We start from the raw sequence: 17594 nt of genomic DNA on the forward strand, positions 1-17594 counted from the left end.
GTTTCGCGGGGTTGGGGGGGGACCGGGGGGTGGTGGGGGCGGGGGGGGCGGTGTTGGGGTCGTTTTGGGGGTTTGGGGGGGGGGGCGGGCGCCGGGCGCGGACCGGGCCGGCCGCGGGGCGCTCCAGGGTCGTAAACCAGTCAGTCAGGGGCACGGCCGGGTGCAGGCGAGTGAACGGCGGGTTCCGCCGAAGGGGGGAGCGGGTGGGCTCAGTGGATGATCCCCGTGCGCAGGGCCACGGCCACCATGCCGGCCCGGTCGCCCGTGCCGAGCTTGCGGGCGATGCGGGCGAGGTGGCTCTTCACGGTGAGGGCGGACAGGCCCATGGACACGCCGATCGCCTTGTTCGACTGGCCCTCCGCGACCAGCCGCAGCACCTCGACCTCGCGTCCGGACAGCTCCCGGTAGCCGCCCGGGTGGCTCGGGGCACCCGGGGGACGGCGGTGCATACGGGCGGCGGCGCCGAGGGGGGCGGCACCAGGTCGGACAGGGAGCCCGATGTTGGTGCGGGTGCCGGTGACGACGTAGCCCTTGACGCCGCCGGCCAGCGCGTTGCGGACCGCGCCGATGTCGTCGGCGGCGGACAGCGCGAGTCCGTTGGGCCAGCCCGCGGCGCGGGTTTCGGACAGCAGGGTGAGGCCGGAGCCGTCGGGGAGGTGGACGTCGGCGACACAGATGTCGCGCGGGTTGCCGATGCGGGGACGAGCCTCCGCGATGGACGAGGCCTCGATGACGTCGCGCACCCCGAGCGCCCACAGGTGGCGGGTGACGGTGGAGCGGACGCGCGGGTCGGCCACGACCACCATGGCGGTCGGCTTGTTCGGGCGGTAGGCGACCAGGCTTGCGGGTTGCTCAAGGAGAACGGACACCAGGCCTCCTGGGTGGGGGACGGGGCCGGCTTGTGGGGATGAAGCCGGGACGAACCGTGCTTTCAAGGTCACAGTCGTCTTCGGCAGCAAACTCGTCCGCCTTTAGAGAATGATCACGATCTAGTGAGTAACAATCTGTGCAATTCGGACACGCGATCGATCATCCGAAGATCGAGTCGGTTCGAGCGGGTGCGATTCGAGTACGGAAAGTGGCCGTATCGACAAAGAGATGGTCAATCGGGCGTTTCGCGGCGACCCCTCACCGGGACTGCGGGCCCCTGCGCTGCGGCAGGCTCACCACCGACGCGTCCCCCGGCCCGGCCGGCGGCAGCCCCGCGACCTGCGCCAGCAGATCGCACCACGCGGCCAGGTGCGCGGCGGTGTCCGGCACCCCGCCCAGGCCCTCCCGGGGCGTCCAGGAGGCCCGGATCTCGATCTGCGAGGCGGCCGGCCGCTCGGCGAGACCGCCGAAGTAGTGCGAGCTCGCGCGCGTGATCGTGCCGCTCGGCTCGCCGTAGCCCAGCCCGCGCGCCGCCAGCGCCCCGGTCAGCCACGACCAGCACACCTCGGGCAGCAGCGGATCCGCCGCCATCTCCGGCTCCAGCTCCGCCCGCACCAGCGTCACCAGCCGGAACGTGCCCCGCCAGGCCTCGTGCCCGGCCGGGTCGTGCAGCAGCACCAGCCGCCCGTCGGCCAGCTCCTGGTCGCCGTCGACGACCACCGCCTCCAGCGCGTACGCGTACGGCGCGAGCCGCTGCGGGGCGGGCGTCGGCTCCACCTCCACCTGGGGCCGCAGCCGGCTGCCGCGCAGGGCCTCGACCGCGCTGCGGAAAGCCGGCGGCCCCGGGACACCGGGGTGCCCGTCCGCCTCCTCGGTGTCCTTCACTTCGCCCGCTCCATCAGCGCTGTCCGACCTTCGTCCGTGAGCCGCAGCCATGCGGGGAAGAGTAAGGGGAAGCGAGGCGTCGTGCAGGGCAAGACACCCCTATGACATGGGGCGCCATGGGCGCCCCGGGGGCCGTGCGCCGCGGTGCGCCGCCGCCGGCGGCGGCACCGCCGGGGCGTCGGGCGCCGATCCGGCGGCATGCGAAACTTGCCTCGTGACCGCCAATGACACCCCGCAGCCGACAGCGACGTACGACAGCGCCTTCCTCAGGGCGTGCAGGCGCGAGCCCGTGCCGCACACGCCCGTGTGGTTCATGCGCCAGGCAGGCCGCTCCCTGCCCGAGTACCGCAAGGTGCGCGAGGGCGTCCCGATGCTCGAGTCCTGCATGCGGCCCGAGCTGGTCACCGAGATCACCCTGCAGCCGGTGCGCCGGCACGACGTGGACGCGGCGATCTACTTCAGCGACATCGTCGTCCCGCTGAAGGCCATCGGCCTCGACCTCGACATCAAGCCCGGCGTCGGCCCGGTCGTCGAGCAGCCGATCCGCACCCGTGCCGACCTGGCCCGGCTGCGCGACCTCACCCCCGAGGACGTCTCCTACGTCACCGAGTCCATCGGCCTGCTCACCCGTGAACTGGGCGCCACCCCGCTCATCGGATTCGCCGGCGCGCCTTTCACCCTCGCGAGCTACCTGGTCGAGGGCGGTCCCTCGCGCACGTACGAGAACGCCAAGGCGATGATGTACGGCGACCCCGAGCTGTGGGCCGACCTGCTGGACCGGCTCGCCGACATCACGGCCGCCTTCCTGAAGGTCCAGATCGAGGCCGGCGCGAGCGCCGTCCAGCTCTTCGACTCCTGGGCCGGCGCGCTGGCCCCCGCCGACTACCGGACCTCGGTCATGCCTGCCTCCGCGAAGGTCTTCGACGCCGTCGCCGGGTACGGCGTCCCGCGCATCCACTTCGGCGTCGGCACCGGCGAGCTGCTGAAGCTCATGGGCGAGGCCGGCGCGGACGTCGTCGGTGTCGACTGGCGCGTCCCGCTGGACGAGGCCGCCCGCCGCGTCGGCCCCGGCAAGGCGCTCCAGGGCAACCTGGACCCGACCGTGCTGTTCACCGACAAGGACACCGTCGCCGCCAAGGCCCGCGAGGTGCTCGACGCCGCCGCCGGTCTGGAGGGCCACGTGTTCAACCTCGGCCACGGCGTCATGCCGAACACGGACCCGGACGCGCTGACCCGGCTCGTGGAGTACGTCCACACCGCCACCGCGCGCTGAGCCGCCGGCCGGCTCACCAGGAGTAGTGGGGCCGCGCGCGCCTGCCGAACAGCAGGCCGGGCGGCTCCGGCGGGGGCGGCGTGCCGGGCTTGAGCGGCCAGGCGAGCAGCATGCCCGCCACGAAGCCGACCACGTGCGCCGCGTACGCCACCGTGCCGGCGCCGGACACCCCGTGCCCGGACGAGTACACCGCCTGCAGCCCGAACCAGAAGCCCAGCACCAGCCAGGCGGGCAGCCGCAGCGGCAGGAAGACCAGGAACGGCACCAGCACCCACACCCGGGCCTTCGGGTACAGCACCAGATAGGCGCCGAGGACCCCGGCGATCGCGCCGGACGCGCCGATCAGCGGGTCGCCGGAGCCGTCGTTGAGCAGCGCGAAGCCGTAGCCGGCCGCGTAGCCGCAGACGACGTAGAAGAGGAAGTAGCGGATGTGGCCCATCCGGTCCTCGACGTTGTTGCCGAAGATCAGCAGGAAGAGCATGTTGCCCAGCAGGTGCAGCCAGCCGCCGTGCAGGAACATCGACGTGAACACCGACAGCGCCGGGGACTTGTCGTAGGCGGGCGGCGCCACGACGCAGCCCGGGCCGTGCGGGCCCACGCCGACGTCCCCGGTCGGGACGAGCCGGGGCATCTGATGGTGGATCAGCTCCCTGGGGACCGCCGCGTAGTGGTCCATGAAGGCCTGCAGGTCGCACAGCCGGGCCAGCCTGCCGGCGCCGGCCACGGCACCGGCCGTGCCGGGCATGGTGAGGAACACCAGCACGTTGGCGGCGATCAGGGCGTACGTCACCCAGGGGGTGCGGCGCACCGGGTTCACGTCATGAACGGGGATGACCACACAGGAGTAGTGCCCGCGATCGGGCCCGCGAATCGGTGAACGCGGCCGGGCGGGCGTGCGTATGTGTTCTCAACCGACGTGAGGATCAGGCGATGACGAACGCTCCGCAGGTTTCGGCGATGCACGCTCTGCCCGACGGCGAGGCCGAACTGTCCTTGGTGGTACGGCTGCCCTGGGAGGACGTGGCGCGGCTCGGCCAGGAGGCGGGACGGCTCGCCTCGCAGATGCAGCGGCCCGTGACGCTGGACGAGGCGGTGAGCTACCGGCTCCGGTCCGCCCGGCCGTCCGCCTCCCACGCCAAGCCCTCCGGCGAGCAGCCGGCCGCCGTCTCCTCCGGCGTGACGTCACTGCCCCGGATCAGCGGGACCGCCTAAGCCGCCCGTACCTTCGCCGCCGCCTTTCTCGCCGCCACCAGTACCGGGTCCCACACCGGTGAGAACGGCGGGGCGTAGCCCAGGTCCAGGGCCGTCATCTGGTCCACCGTCATCCGGGCGGTGAGCGCCACCGCCGCGATGTCGACCCGCTTCGCCGCGCCCTCCCTGCCGACGATCTGCACGCCCAGCAGCCGGCCGGTGCGGGACTCGGCGAGCATCTTGACCGTCATGGGGGCGGCACCGGGGTAGTAGCCGGCCCGGCTGGTCGACTCGATCGTGACCGCCTCGAAGCGCAGCCCGACCCGGCGGGCGTCCTTCTCGCGCAGGCCGGTGCGGGCGATCTCCAGGTCGCAGACCTTGCTGACCGCGGTGCCCACGACACCGGGGAAGGTGGCGTAGCCGCCGCCCGCGTTGGTGCCGATGACCTGGCCGTGCTTGTTGGCGTGGGTGCCGAGCGGGACGTACTGCTCCTGCCCGGAGACCAGGTTCAGCACCTCCACGCAGTCGCCGCCCGCCCAGATGTTCTCGTGCCCGCGCACCCGCATCGCGAGGTCGGTGAGCAGGCCGCCGTGGGCGCCGAGCGGAAGCCCGGCCGCCCGGGCGAGGCCGGTCTCCGGGCGGACGCCGATGCCCAGGATCACCAGGTCCGCCGGGTATTCGGCGTCCTCGGTGGCCACCGCGCGGACCCGGCCGTCCTCGCCGGTGAGGAGCTTGGTGACCTCCGCGTCGTTCACCATGGTGATGCCGAGGCCCTCCATGGCCCGGTGCACCATCCGGCCCATGTCCGGGTCGAGCGTCGACATGGGCTCCCGGCCGCGGTTGACGACCGTCACCGCGAAGCCCCGGTTGATCAGCGCCTCGGCCATCTCCACGCCGATGTAGCCCGCCCCCACGACGACCGCCCTGCGGCCGCGCGTGCCGGCCAGCGTGTCCAGCAGGGCCTGTCCGTCGTCCAGGGTCTGCACCCCGTGCACGCCGGGGGCGTCCGCGCCGGGCAGGTCGGGGCGGACCGGGCGGGCGCCGGTGGCGATGACGAGCTTGTCGTACGGCGTCCAGGACTCGGCGCCGGAATCGACGTCACGCGCCCGCACCCGCTGCCCGGCCACGTCGATCTCGGTGACCTCGGTGCGCAGCCGCAGATCGATCCCCCGCGCGCGGTGCTCCGCGGGCGTCCGGGCGATCAGCCGGTCCCGTTCGGGGACCTCGCCGCCCACCCAGTACGGGATGCCGCACGCCGAGAAGGAGGTGAAGTGGCCGCGCTCGAAGGCCACGATCTCCAGTTCCCCGGGGCCCCTGAGCCGCCGTGCCTGCGACGCCGCGGACATGCCCGCGGCGTCGCCGCCGATCACGACCAGCCGTTCCCTGCCGTCCCGCCCCTCGCGCATGCTCATGGGAACACGCTACGGGGCGCGGGGACTTCAGTCCCGCCCGGCCTCCTCGGCGGCGTCCGGCACCGGGCGCGCCGACGGCAGCGCGCCGGGCGCGCCCACCGCGGGGACGGGCTCCGCGCGGCGCGGCAGCCGGGGCCGTACGACCCGCAGCCACAGCAGCACCAGGAGCGCGGCGAGGACCGCGAACGGCAGGGCGGCACCGAGCGCGAGCGCGATCCAGCGCAGCATGCCGACGAACACGTGCCAGCCGCCCGCCAGCGCGTCCGTGAAGCCCGGAGCGTCGTCACCGGACGCCTGCCTCACCGGGGTCTCCGACAGCGACAGGGTGACGGTGGCCAGGCTGGTGCGGTCCTTCAGGGAGGCCTGCCGGGCCAGCAGCGCCTCCAGGTCGGCCTGACGGCTGCTCAGTTCGCCCTCCAGGGCGACGACGTCGCTCAGCTTCGTCGCCTTGTCCATCAGCGCGCGGACCCGGTCCACGCTGGCCCGCTGGGACCTGATCCGGCTGTCCACGTCCACGACCTGCTCGCTGACGTCGACCGCCTTGGCCGTGCGGCCGACCAGCCGGCCCGTGCCCTGGAGACCGGTGAGGGCCTCGTCGTACCGCTCGGTGGGCACGCGCAGCACCACCCGGGTGTGCTCGTGGCCGCCGGCGTCCCGGCTCGTCGTCTCGTCGCCGACGAAGCCGCCCGCCTCCTCGGCGGTCGTGCGGGCGGCGGCCAGGGCCTTGGCCACGTCCTTGACCTCCAGCGTGAGGGACACGGTGCGGATGACCGAGCCCGGGGCCAGCACGGGCGTCGCGTGCGGGGTCCCGTTCCCGCGGGCCGCCGTGCCGCGGGGGGCGCCCGCCGGCTCGGGCCTGCTGTCGGAGGCGGCCTTGGCGGAGCCGCCGCTCGCGTCGTCCGCGCCGCCGCACCCGGCGAGCGCGAGGGAGGCGGCGAGCAGGACCCCGGCCAGGGTCCGAAGGCGAGGTGCGGTGTGTGGTGTGCGCATGGGCGGTACCCCCCGGAGCTGTGGTCTGTGACGGTCCTTCGACGCCGGGTCGGCCGGGAACGTTTGACGGCGCCGGTTCCGATGCGGTCACGGTCCGGACTCGCGCCGGACACCGGGCCCCGGCGGCGGTGCCCGCGGGGTCTGAGAGAGTGGGGGACATGAGCACAACGGACAGGGGCCCGGGGCACGTCGTCGTGATCGGGGCCGGCATCGCCGGGCTGGCCGCCGCGCACCGGCTGCTGGGGCGCGGCGCGCGCGTGACCGTGCTGGAGGCCGGCGACCGGGTGGGCGGCAAGCTGCTGCCCGGCGAGATCGCCGGCGTGCGGGTCGACCTGGGTGCCGAGTCCATGCTCGCCCGCCGCCCCGAGGCGGTGACGCTCGCGCGCGAGGCGGGACTGGGCGAGGCGCTCCAGCCGCCGGCCACCGCGACCGCCTCGATCTGGACCCGGGGCGCCCTGCGGCCCATGCCCAAGGGCCATGTGATGGGCGTGCCCGGCACCGCCGCCGCGCTCTCCGGCGTCCTCTCCGACGAGGGCCTGGCCCGCATCGAACGCGACGCCGACCTGCCCCGCACCGAGACCGGCGACGACGTGGCCGTCGGGGAGTACGTCGCGGCCCGGCTCGGCCGGGAGGTCGTCGACCGGCTGGTGGAACCCCTGCTCGGCGGGGTCTACGCGGGCGACGCCTACCGCATCTCGATGCGCTCGGCCGTCCCGCAGCTCTTCCAGGCCGCACGGGCCCACACCTCCCTCACCGAGGGCGTCCGGGAGATCCAGGCCAGGGCCGCCGCGCAGCAGCAGACCGGGCCCGTCTTCATGGGCATCGCCGGCGGCGTCGGCCGGCTGCCGCTCGCGGTCGCCGGGTCCGTGCGCGCGCGGGGCGGCGAGATCCTGACCGGGACACCCGCGCGGGAACTGCGCCGGGAGGCGGCCGGCGGCTGGCGGATCACCGCCGGGGAACGCGTGCTGCACGCCGACGCCGTGATCGTCGCCGTACCCGCCCCGGCCGCCGCCGCACTGCTGCGCGCCGAGTGCCCGGGGGCGGCGGCCGAGCTGGCCGCCGTCGAGTACGCCTCGATGGCCCTGGTCACCCTCGCCTACCGGCGCACCGGGCTGAGTCTGCCCGAGGGCAGCGGCTTCCTCGTGCCGCCCGTCGACGGCCGCACCATCAAGGCCTCCACCTTCGCCTCCCACAAGTGGGGCTGGATCGCCGAGGAGGACCCGGACGTGGTGGTGCTGCGCACCTCCGTGGGCCGCCACGGCGAGACGGAGGTGCTCGGCCGCGACGACGCCGGCCTGGTGGAGGTCTCCCGGCACGACCTGCGGGAGGCCACCGGCCTGGACGCCGTGCCGCTGGAGACCCGGGTGACCCGCTGGACCGACGGCCTGCCCCAGTACCCCGTCGGGCACCACGCGCGCGTGGCCCGCATCCGCGAGCAGGTGGCCAAGCTGCCGGGCCTCGCGGTGTGCGGCGCGCAGTACGACGGCGTCGGCATCCCCGCGTGCATCGCGAGCGCCCACGCCGCGGTGGACCAGCTGGCCGGCGACCCGGCCGGAGTGGCGGAGCTGACGGCCAACCCGGTGCAGAGCCTGCACGGCGGAGCGGGAGAATAGGGACCATGAGTGACGACGCCCCCACCACCGAGTCCGGCAGGATCCCGAACAAGGGCAAGCTGGCCAAGGACCTCAACGAGGTCATCCGCTACACCCTCTGGTCGGTCTTCAGGCTGAAGGACGTGCTGCCGGAGGACCGCGCGGGATACGCCGACGAGGTCCAGGAGCTGTTCGACCAGCTCGCCGCGAAGGACGTGACGATCCGCGGCACCTACGACGTCTCCGGCCTGCGCGCCGACGCCGACCTGATGATCTGGTGGCACGCCGAGACCAGCGACCAGCTCCAGGAGGCGTACAACCTCTTCCGCCGCACGAGGCTCGGCCGGGCGCTGGAGCCGGTCTGGTCGAACATGGCGCTGCACCGGCCGGCGGAGTTCAACCGCTCGCACATCCCGGCGTTCCTCGCCGACGAGACGCCCCGGAACTACGTGAGCGTCTACCCCTTCGTGCGCTCCTACGACTGGTACCTGCTGCCCGACGAGGACCGCCGCCGCATGCTCGCCGACCACGGCAAGATGGCCCGCGGCTACCCCGACGTGCGCGCCAACACGGTCGCGTCGTTCTCCCTCGGCGACTACGAGTGGATCCTGGCCTTCGAGGCCGACGAGCTGTACCGCATCGTCGACCTCATGCGCCACCTGCGCGCCTCCGAGGCCCGGATGCACGTCCGCGAGGAGGTCCCGTTCTACACCGGCCGCCGCAAGGACATCGGCGAACTGGTGGCGGGCCTGGCCTGACGGCTGCCCCGCGGGGCGGCGCCCCACCGGGGCGCCGGGAACCGAGCGACCGGCCGCGACCGGCCCGCAGCCGCCGACGGCACGGCGCGGCGCTCCATGAGGCGAAGGCGCCTACCGGCGGTTGCCCTTGCCCTTGAGGGCGTCCCGCCGGGCCTCTTTGCCGGCCGAACCGCCGGAGGCGGCCGCGACCGGCTCGGGGCGCGGCGCGCACGACGCGTGCCGCGCCGGCACCCGGCCCTCCAGCAGGTACGCCTCCAGGTGCCCGTTGACGCACTTGTTGGGGCCGCCCCCGATGCCGTGCGTACCCGCGTCCCGCTCGGTCACCAGCACCGAGCCGGCCAGTCGCCGGTTCATCTCCAGGGCCCCCTGGTACGGCGCGGCGGCGTCCCGCTCCGCCGCCAGGATCAGCACCGCCGGCAGCTCACCGGGCCCGGTCCGCACGTCCAGCGGCTGCTGCCGGGGCACCGGCCAGTAGGCGCACGGCAGGTTCATCCACGCGTTGTCCCAGGTCTCGAAGGGCGCCACCCGGGCGAGCCGGGTGTTGTCGCGGTCCCACACCGCGAAGTCCGTCGGCCAGGGCGCGTCGTTGCACTCCACGGCCGTGTACACCGCCCTGCCGTTCTCCGCCTCGGCGGCCGTCTCCGGGCTCGGCGCGGCCAGCCGGACCAGCGGCGCCGGGTCGCCGTGCAGATACGCCGACAGGGCCTCGGCCCGGCTCGGCCAGAAGTCGTCGTAGTACCCGGCCGTCAGGAACACGTTCTGCAGCTGGCCGGGGCCGACCTTGCCGCCCGCCGCCTTCCCGGCCAGCCGCTCGCGCGCGGTGTCGTAGCTGCGCTGCACCGCCGCCGACGTGGCGCCGAGCCCGTACACGTCGTCGTACCGGGCGATCCAGTCCCGGAAGTCCGCCCAGCGCTCCTCGAACGCCGCCGACTGGTCCAGGTTGCTGCGGTACCAGATCCGCTCCGGGTCCGGGTTCACCGCCGAGTCCAGCACCATGCGGCGCACGTGCGAGGGGAACATCGCCGCGTACAGCGCGCCGAAGTAGGTGCCGTACGACGCCCCCATGAAGGTCAGCCGGTCCTCGCCCAGCGCGGCCCGCAGCACGTCCAGGTCCCGGGCGTTGTTGAGGGAGTTGTAGAACCGGATCGCGGTCCCGGACCGCTGGACGCAGCCGCGCGCGTACGCCTTCGCCTGCGCGGCCCGCTGCCGCTTGTAGGCCTCCGACGGATGCACCGGGGACGCGGTGGGCGCCTTGAAGAAGCGCTCGGGGTCCTCGCAGGACAGCGGTGCCGAACGGCCCACCCCGCGCGGGGCGTAGCCGATCAGGTCGTAGGCCGCGGCGATCCGCTTCCACTCCGGGACCGCGCCGACCAGCGGGAAGTACATGCCGGAGGCGCCGGGGCCGCCCGGGTTGAAGACCAGGGCGCCCTGCCGGGGGACCTTCCGCTTGCTGTTGTGCGGGTCCTTCTGGGAGGCCGGGACCCGGCTGACGGTCAGCCGGATCTGCCGGCCGTACGGGCGGGCGTAGTCCAGCGGGACCGTCACCGTGCCGCACCGCACACCGGCCGGCGGGTCCGGCAGGTCGGCGGCGGCGCACGGACCGAAGTCGACACCGGCCGCCCGGGCGCGCGCCACGGCCACCGCGGTGCCGCGCAGCTCGGCCGTGCCGGGGGCGCCCGGCCGGCCCGGGGTGCCGGGCGCGCCGCCTGCCGGGGCCGTGGCCAGGGTGGTCAGGAGCAGGGAACCGGCGGCCGAGTAGAGGGCGGCAGCTTTCATCGCGTATCCCTTCGGTGCGGCGGCGATGGCACGGCTGCCACGGCCCGGCGACGACACAAGGGATGTTTCGGTCGGTTGTGGGGGAAGGCAAGCACCACCCGGCCGGTGTCGGCGCCAATGCCCCCTGTGCGCCCCCGGAAACCGCCCTCACTCCCGCCAGGGCTGGTCGCGGTGGGTGAAGGCCGCGCGCAGCTCCGGCTCGCCGATCGCGCGGATGCCGCGCACGGCGACGGAGGTGAGGAACGACCGCTCGTCACCGGCCGGCCGTCCGGCCAGCGCGCCCAGCAGCCGCTGCCCGGCCGGGGAGGCCCAGCGCGAGTACGGGTGCACCTCGAACCGGGCGATGGCCAGGCAGCTGAGCGCCAGCGTGAGGGGCAGGGCGAACCAGGCGCCCACCAGCGGGCGCGGCGTGCCGGTCTCGATGGGCAGCAGCAGCGCGGTCACGCCCAGCACGGTCACGGCCACCGCGGCGACCCGCACCCGGCGGACGGCGGCCCCCACGGTCGCGCCCGCGCCCTCGGGCACCGCGAGACCGGCGCGCACCAGCCCGTCCGCCAGCCGGCGTACGGCCTCCGTGCCGGCCGCCCGCGCCCGTACCGGGGCGATCCGCGACTGCCCCTCGGGCCCTATGGCCCCTATGACGGACTGCTCCATCTCGTCGCGGCCCCGCGGGTCCACGACCGTGGCCCAGCCGGTGTGCGCGAGCAGCAGCCGCCGCTGGCGGGCCATGGAGACCAGGGTCACGTCGGCGACCCGGGCGGGGCCGCCGGACAGGAAGGCCGCCTCGTACAGCGTGAGGTCGCGCTCCGCGTCCGCCGACGCGTCACGCGCGTCCACGGCGGCGGCGCGGACGGCCGTCAGGCACAGCCGGGTACAGGCGGACCCGGCGAAAGCCCAGGCCAGCAGCAGCAGAAGGACCCAGAACATGACGTGTTTGTATGCCAGGGGACTGGGCGGACGCCATGCCCTTTCACCATCCGGACGGACTGTTGTGGGTATGTGACGTTCCGTTTCCCGGGCTGGTCAGCGGCCGTCCGGGGCGGTCACGGGCTGCCGGTCGCCGGCGGTGGGCTCGCGGCGGCGGGCGGCAGGGCGTACGTCTCGCCCGGCGACGGTGTGACCGGCGCGGCGGCACCCGGGTCGACCTCCGGCGGGGTCGGCACCGGGGTGGCGGGGGCGGCCAGGTCCTCGGCCAGCACCGAGAAGTCGACGTACCCCGTCGCCTCCAGGACCTTGATGTGGTCCAGGACCGTGGTGTTGGCGTCGTCGGCGAGATCGCGGACCAGGGAGTTCTGGGTGCCGGCCCGGACCTGCGCGACCAGGGAGAACACCCGGCCGTGCGCGAGCCGGAGCAGGCCGGCGAACCGGCGGTCGAACTCCTGGCCCTCGGCCGCGTTCAGGGTGTCCAGCCACTCCTTCTGCTGCGCGTTCGGCTCGTTGGGCAGGGCCAGGCCGAGCTGGGTGGCGACCGTGCGGACGTGCGCGTCCAGGGAGGTGTGCCCGTCGACGAGGTGCTGTCCGGCCGTGCGGACGGCGGGCGTCGTCCCCTTGCGCTGCGCCAGCTGCCCGGCGGGCAGCTCCCACAGCCCGGCCAGCCGGACCTTGGTGACGAAGTCCCGGTCCTGCTCCGACAGCGGGCCGTACGGCGTCGTCACCGTCCGGGCGCTCAGGACGTTCGCGCTCGCCGGGTCCTGCCGGCCGGCGTACGACCAGAGCGGGACCAGCAGCGCGACGACCGTGGCGGCCAGGGCGATGATGACGAGCCCGGTGCCGCTGAATATGCCTCGGCCGGTGATCGGGGGACGCGGTCGCATGGTGCCTCCTGCACCGCACGCCGGGGATGTGCCTTGGGGGTTGGGTGCGGAGTTGGCATATTACTGGGGAGCGGGGGCCGGCTTCCGGGCGCGGGTACGGGGGTGGCCGTTCTCGCACGGTTCCCCGCCGTGCCGTCGGCTGCGGCGGTGCCCCTTCAGACCCGGCGCCGCAGCACCCGCTCGACGAGCCCCCGCCTCCGGGGGGCCGGGCCCGATCGGTCCAGCCACCACTCCCGCAGCTCCCGGAGGGTCCCCGCGTCCCCCGGCCGCCCCAGCTTCAGCAGATGCCCCGCGAAGTCCAGCGCGTCCTGCCGGTACCCCGCACGCATCGGCCGCTGCCGCGCGTACTCCAGGAACGCCTCCCGGTACCCGGCCCCGAGCAGCACCGGCAGCTCGGGCGCCACCTTCGCCACCACCCCCGCCCGCTTGGCGGCGAGCGCCCGTGCCTGCACCCCCATCCGCACCCGGTCGAACCCCTCCGGCACCGGCGTCCCCGCCACCAGGGCGGACAGTACGGCGGTCTGGGCCACCGCGACCCGCTCGCGCGCCCCGGCCAGCGGCGGCGCCAGCACACCGACACCCCCCGCCCCGGCAGCGACGGCCCCCCGCACCGCCGTACCCGCCACGGCACGCCCGCGCCCGGCCGCCACCGCCTCCCGGATCGCGTCCAGCTCCCGCTCCAGCTTGCCCGGTCCGGGGAAGTTCTCGTCCCGCTCCAGGAGCACCCCCGGCGGCGCCACCCGGGCGGCGAGGCCGGTCAGGATGTCGAGCACCGGGCGCGGCACGGGGTGCGCGTGACTGTCGTGCCAGACGCCGTCGCGCTCGAACCCGCCCGCGACGTGGACGTAGGCGATCGCCTCCAGGGGCAGCGCGGCCAGCGCCTCGGCCGGGTCCTCGCCCCGGTTGACGTGGTTGGTGTGCAGGTTGGCCACGTCGATCAGCAGCCGTACGCCGGTCCGCTCGACCAGCTCGGACAGGAACTGCCCCTCGGTCAGCTCCTCGCCGGGCCAGGAGAACAGCGCGGCGATGTTCTCCAGGGCCAGCGGCACCGGCAGCGCCTCCTGCGCGATACGGACGTTCTCGCACAGCACGTCCAGGGCGTCCCGGGTGCGCGGCACGGGCAGCAGGTGGCCGGCCTCCAGACGCGGGGAGGCGGTGAGCGCGCCGCCCGCCCGGACGAAGGCGATGTGCTCGGTGACCAGCGGCGAGCCGAGGGCCTCCGCCCGCTCGGCGAGCGCCTTCAGCCGCCCCTCGTCGGGGCGGTCGGCGCCACCGAGGCCGAGCGAGACGCCGTGCGGGACCACCGTCACCCCGCGCTCGCGCAGCCGCAGCAGCGACGCGGGAAGGTGGCCGGGGCAGACGTTCTCCGCCACGACCTCCACCCAGTCGATGCCCGTCATCCCCTCCACGGCGTCCGCGATCTCCGGCCGCCATCCGATCCCGGTCCCCAGTCGCCGCATGCCGTTCCCCCTCCCTCGCCCCGCGCTCCTGCGCCGAGTGACGGAGGTATGGCCCCGCCGGCCGGCCCCGAACCCCCGGCCCGCCGCGTTCAGAGCAACATTTGAGGTTCCGGGGGGCGCGCCTAGCGCAGCGCGGGGTGGTCGGCGACGACCGTGCAGGATCCCGGAGCGATCTCCGTGAAGCCGGCGTCCCGCACCACCGGCAGGCCGCTGGTGGTGAGCCGCGGCCAGTCCGCGGGGGAGGCCGTGCGGACGGTGAGGGGGTGGCCCGCGTCGCGCCACGCGGTGCGCTCCGTGGCGGACAGGGCCCACCAGGCCAGCTGGGCGCCGTGGCCGGCCTGGGCCATCGCCTTGCCGGCCGACATCTCCAGGTCCGGGTTGAGCCAGAGCACCGGCCCGGCGGCCGGGTCGGCGGCCAAAGGCGGCTCCGGGTCGTCCAGTTCGGTGCCCGACACCTGGAGCCTGGCCAGGTCCTTGGGCCAGCCGTCCAGGGGGACCGGCGGGAAGACGCGGACCTCCGCGGACGTGCCGGTCACCGTGATCCCGGGCAGTGCCGCGGCGCGCCGCCACTCGGCGCCGCGGGCCCGCCGGACCACCTTGCGGATGCGGGCGTCCTCCCAGCCGCGTACCGCCTCGGCCCACTCGCCGTCGCCGTGCGCCCGCTCGTCGCCGAGCAGGGTCAGGACGGCCCGGGCGGCCGTCTCCAGGGCGTCGGTGCGGGCCGGCGGGGTGCTCCGCTCGATGCGGACGACGAGCGGCAGCACGAACTGGGGCGCCTCGTCGCGGGGGCCGGCTGCGGACCGGAAGGGACTGTCGGCGGTGGGGGCAGGAACGTGGCTCACGAGAGCCCAGCCTACGAAGCCGCGACCGGCCCGCTCAACGCGCGGTCCGCGTCCGGCGGAATTCCGGCGAAGCCGGGGAACCGCCGGCCCCGCTCAGCCCTCTTGACCGACCGAGGGGACCGGAAGGGGGAGTGCCGCATGGCCTCCGTGCACCATGACCTGCGCCTGACCGCCGTGGGCCGCCGCTACGGCATCCGCGGCCCGTGGGTGCTGCGGGGCGTCGACCTCGTCCTCGCCCCCGGCACCCTCACCCGGATCGACGGGGCGAACGGCACCGGGAAGTCCACCCTGCTGCGGCTGCTCGCCGGGCTCGACGCGCCCAGCGAGGGCCGGATCACCGGCCGGCCGCGCACGGCCTATGTGCCGGAGCGGTTCCCGGCCGCCCTGCCCTTCACGGCCGCCGGCTATCTGACCCACCTCGGCGCCGTCCACGGCCTCGACCGGAAGTCCGCCGCACGCGCCGCGGACACCTGGCTGGAGCGGTTCGGGGCGGGCGCGTACGCCGGTACGCCGATGGCGCGGCTGTCCAAGGGCAGCAGCCAGAAGGTCGCCGTCGCCCAGGCCCTGCTCGGCGACCCGGAGCTGCTGGTGCTGGACGAGGCCTGGACCGGCCTCGACGCGGCGGCGCGGGCCGAGCTGGAACGGGCGGTGGCCGAGCGGACGGCCGCCGGGGGTGCCGTGGTGTTCGTGGACCACGACCCGCGCCGGCTCGCCGGGGCACCGGACGCGGCCTACGCGGTGGTCGAGGGACGGCTGGAACGCCGTACCGACGACACGACGTCGCCGGCCGGGCCGGTCACGGTCGTCACCGTGCAGGGGCCGCCGGGCGGGCGCCTCCCGCCGGACGCGGTGCGGGTCGCCGTGTCCGCCGAGGAGACCGCCCCCGGCAGCCACCGTCTCGCCGTCCCCGGCTCCCACTCCGACATCCTGCTGCGCGCCCTGCTCACGGCCCGCCCGTCCTGGCACGTGGTGCGTGTCGAACCGCCCGCCGCTCCACCGTCCCCCGATCCCGGAAGCCGCCCATGACCGCGCTCCTGCGCTACCACGCCGACCTGCTGCTGCGCTCCCAGCGCTGGCTGCCCCCGGTGATCCTGTACGCCGTGTTCCTCGGCGTCGGCGTGCAGAGCGGCCAGCCGGTGCTGGACTCGCTCGGCTACACGGCCGCGGGTCTGCTGCCGGTGGCCGCCTGGCTGGTGCGGATCTGCGTCACCGGTGAGCCGTCCGCGGCCCGGGCCTGCGTCGCCGCTGCCCGCGGCCCGCTGAGGGCCCACCTCGCCTGCCTGCTCACCGCGCTGCTCGCGGCCGTGCTGCTCGGGGTGGCGGCCACCGTGGTGGTGACGCTGATCAGCGACCCGGTGAACAACGGCCACCGGGTGCACGTGCCCCGGCTCCGGGCCGCCGCCGCGGGCCTGCCGGCCGCCCTCGTCTGCGCACTGCTCGGGACGGCCGTCGGCGCGCTCACCAACCGGCCGGTGCTGCGCTCCACCGGCCGCGCGGTGCCGGCGATGCTGCTGGGTGCGCTGCTGGCGGTCGTGTCGGCCGGCTCCCCGGCGCAGGCGGCGGTCAGCGGCCTGGTCTCCGGCTCGCGGACCGGCCGGGCCCCGGTGCCGCTGCTGCCGCTGGCGGGGGCGGCCCTGCTCACGGCAGCCGTCTTCGCCGCGACCGGCCGGCTGGCCTCGCGCCGCTCACCCTGAGCAGGCGGTGCGCTGGGCCTCCTGCCACTCGCACACCGGGCACAGCGTGATGCCCTTGTACGACTCCGGGTACTCCGTCGGCTCGCGGCACAGCACGCACTCGGCGTACGGCGGGCCGTCGGCCTTCGCCGGCCTCACCGCCTCGGTGACCGTGCAGTAGTCCTCGTCGCTCATACCCCCAGCGTAGGACGTCAGCGGACGGTGCCCGCCTGGCCGATCAGCTCGGAGACCTTCACGAACCGGTAGCCACGCCTGCGCAGTTCCGGTACGACCGTGCGCACGACCCGCTCGGTGGTCGGGGCGGCGCTGCGGGTGCAGTGCATGACGACCACCGACCCGGGCTTCACCCCGTCCAGCACCTGTTGGACCACCGCGTCGGCGTCCGTGGCGAAGGCGTCCCCGCTGATCACGTCCCACTGCACCGCGGTCACCCCGAGCCCGCTCAGCGCGCGCAGCGCCCGCTGGTCGTAACAGCCGCCCGGGAAGCGGAAGTACGGCATCGCCTTCGGCACGCCCGCCTTGCGCAGGGAGGTGTACGCCCGCTGGACGTCCGCCCGCATCCCGTCGGCGTCGACGGTGGGCAGGCCGTAGCAGTCGGCGGTGAAGGCGTAGTGGCTCCAGGAGTGGTTGGCCACCTCGAACTGCGGGTCGTGGCCCAGGTCGCGGGCCTCGGCCGGGTACTGGTCGGCCCACCGGCCGGTCATGAACACGGTCGCCGGCACCTTCAGCGCGCGCAGGGCGCCGATCAGACCGGGGTTGTCGAAGTGCTCGCCGGAGGCCGCGCGGGGGCCCTGGTCGGCGGTCATGTCGGCGTCGAAGGTGAGCGCGACCGTCCTGCCCAGGGTGCGCGGGCCGTGCTCGAAGACCGGCGTCAGCCCGCCGGGGCCCGGCGCGAGCACGGGCGGGCCGGCGGCGGGCGACGGGGAGGCGGAGGCGCCGGCCGGGCGCCCGTCGCCCGCGGTACCGCAGGCGGTGAGCGCCGCGCCCAGGACGCAGACGGCGGTGATGCAGCGTACTCGTGGGATCACTGCACGAAC

The 17594-nt window shown here is 75.1% G+C and carries 18 protein-coding genes; 6 read left to right on the plus strand and 12 right to left on the minus strand.

Features of this window, described 5'->3' with window-relative positions; genetic code table 11:
- Positions 1–209 precede the first annotated feature (209 nt).
- Both ABZ923_RS02655 and ABZ923_RS02660 read right to left on the minus strand, forming a co-directional pair.
- Positions 210–869 carry a response regulator transcription factor gene (locus ABZ923_RS02655; protein ID WP_361465806.1) on the minus strand — a complete coding sequence of 220 codons (660 nt, stop codon included), beginning with the start codon at positions 867–869 and terminating at the stop codon, positions 210–212.
- A 259-nt stretch (positions 870–1128) separates the two neighbouring features.
- The gene (locus ABZ923_RS02660) at positions 1129–1806 is read right to left on the minus strand and encodes a DUF3000 domain-containing protein (RefSeq protein ID WP_361465809.1); all 678 of its coding nucleotides are present in this window, start codon (positions 1804–1806) and stop codon (positions 1129–1131) included.
- 163 nt (positions 1807–1969) lie between these two features.
- Between ABZ923_RS02660 and hemE the strand changes: the two genes are divergently transcribed.
- Positions 1970–3028, plus strand: coding sequence for a uroporphyrinogen decarboxylase (gene hemE / locus ABZ923_RS02665; RefSeq protein WP_361465811.1), 1059 nt, complete (start codon positions 1970–1972; stop codon positions 3026–3028).
- 13 nt (positions 3029–3041) lie between these two features.
- On the opposite strand, the gene ABZ923_RS02670 is transcribed toward hemE, so the two are convergent.
- Entirely contained in the window at positions 3042–3866 is an 825-nt protein-coding gene (locus tag ABZ923_RS02670; RefSeq protein ID WP_361465814.1) for a rhomboid family intramembrane serine protease, read from the minus strand.
- 92 nt (positions 3867–3958) lie between these two features.
- Here ABZ923_RS02670 and ABZ923_RS02675 point away from each other — a divergent pair, with 92 nt between their 5' ends.
- Entirely contained in the window at positions 3959–4240 is a 282-nt protein-coding gene (locus ABZ923_RS02675) for a hypothetical protein (protein WP_358647708.1), read from the plus strand.
- Here the strand turns inward: ABZ923_RS02675 and ABZ923_RS02680 are convergent.
- Positions 4237–5631: an FAD-dependent oxidoreductase gene (locus ABZ923_RS02680; protein WP_361465817.1), complete on the minus strand. Its 1395-nt coding sequence runs from the start codon at positions 5629–5631 to the stop codon at positions 4237–4239. The genes ABZ923_RS02675 and ABZ923_RS02680 overlap by 4 nt on opposite strands.
- Before the next feature lie 27 nt (positions 5632–5658).
- The gene (locus ABZ923_RS02685; RefSeq protein WP_361465820.1) at positions 5659–6621 is read right to left on the minus strand and encodes a DUF4349 domain-containing protein; all 963 of its coding nucleotides are present in this window, start codon (positions 6619–6621) and stop codon (positions 5659–5661) included.
- Positions 6622–6779: 158 nt separating this feature from the next.
- Between ABZ923_RS02685 and hemG the strand changes: the two genes are divergently transcribed.
- The gene (gene hemG, locus ABZ923_RS02690) at positions 6780–8234 is read left to right on the plus strand and encodes a protoporphyrinogen oxidase (RefSeq protein ID WP_361465823.1); all 1455 of its coding nucleotides are present in this window, start codon (positions 6780–6782) and stop codon (positions 8232–8234) included.
- Between the two features lie 5 nt (positions 8235–8239).
- Positions 8240–8971 (plus strand): hydrogen peroxide-dependent heme synthase, encoded by a 732-nt coding sequence (gene hemQ, locus ABZ923_RS02695; RefSeq protein ID WP_361465826.1) that lies wholly within the window; start codon positions 8240–8242, stop codon positions 8969–8971.
- A gap of 111 nt (positions 8972–9082) precedes the next feature.
- Here hemQ and ABZ923_RS02700 read toward each other — a convergent pair whose 3' ends face one another.
- The 5 genes from ABZ923_RS02700 to ABZ923_RS02720 form a co-directional block, all read right to left on the minus strand.
- Positions 9083–10747, minus strand: a complete 1665-nt coding sequence (locus ABZ923_RS02700) for an alpha/beta hydrolase (protein ID WP_361465828.1) — start codon at positions 10745–10747, stop codon at positions 9083–9085.
- A gap of 147 nt (positions 10748–10894) precedes the next feature.
- Positions 10895–11674, minus strand: a complete 780-nt coding sequence (locus ABZ923_RS02705) for a TIGR04222 domain-containing membrane protein (protein WP_361465829.1) — start codon at positions 11672–11674, stop codon at positions 10895–10897.
- Between the two features lie 116 nt (positions 11675–11790).
- On the minus strand, positions 11791–12561 hold the full coding sequence (locus tag ABZ923_RS02710; protein WP_361465832.1) for a DUF4142 domain-containing protein: 771 nt from the start codon (positions 12559–12561) through the stop codon (positions 11791–11793).
- A 155-nt stretch (positions 12562–12716) separates the two neighbouring features.
- The gene (locus ABZ923_RS02715) at positions 12717–14021 is read right to left on the minus strand and encodes a DUF692 domain-containing protein (protein ID WP_361465834.1); all 1305 of its coding nucleotides are present in this window, start codon (positions 14019–14021) and stop codon (positions 12717–12719) included.
- A gap of 122 nt (positions 14022–14143) precedes the next feature.
- Entirely contained in the window at positions 14144–14863 is a 720-nt protein-coding gene (locus ABZ923_RS02720) for a peptidyl-tRNA hydrolase (protein WP_361465837.1), read from the minus strand.
- 147 nt (positions 14864–15010) lie between these two features.
- Between ABZ923_RS02720 and ABZ923_RS02725 the strand changes: the two genes are divergently transcribed.
- Positions 15011–15889, plus strand: a complete 879-nt coding sequence (locus ABZ923_RS02725) for an ATP-binding cassette domain-containing protein (protein ID WP_361466193.1) — start codon at positions 15011–15013, stop codon at positions 15887–15889.
- Complete coding sequence (locus ABZ923_RS02730) at positions 15886–16557, plus strand: ABC transporter (protein WP_361465840.1); 672 nt, start codon at positions 15886–15888, stop codon at positions 16555–16557. The genes ABZ923_RS02725 and ABZ923_RS02730 overlap by 4 nt, the downstream gene beginning before the upstream one ends.
- Here ABZ923_RS02730 and ABZ923_RS02735 read toward each other — a convergent pair.
- Together ABZ923_RS02735 and ABZ923_RS02740 are read right to left on the minus strand one after the other, a co-directional pair.
- Positions 16549–16731, minus strand: a complete 183-nt coding sequence (locus ABZ923_RS02735) for a hypothetical protein (RefSeq protein WP_361465842.1) — start codon at positions 16729–16731, stop codon at positions 16549–16551. The two genes, ABZ923_RS02730 and ABZ923_RS02735, sit on opposite strands and share 9 nt — an antisense overlap.
- A 17-nt stretch (positions 16732–16748) precedes the next feature.
- Complete coding sequence (locus tag ABZ923_RS02740; RefSeq protein ID WP_361465845.1) at positions 16749–17585, minus strand: polysaccharide deacetylase family protein; 837 nt, start codon at positions 17583–17585, stop codon at positions 16749–16751.
- Between the last annotated feature and the right edge of the window lie 9 nt (positions 17586–17594).

It is taken from the genome of Streptomyces sp. NPDC046881, assembly GCF_040645015.1.
Taxonomy (GTDB): Bacteria; Actinomycetota; Actinomycetes; order Streptomycetales; family Streptomycetaceae; genus Streptomyces.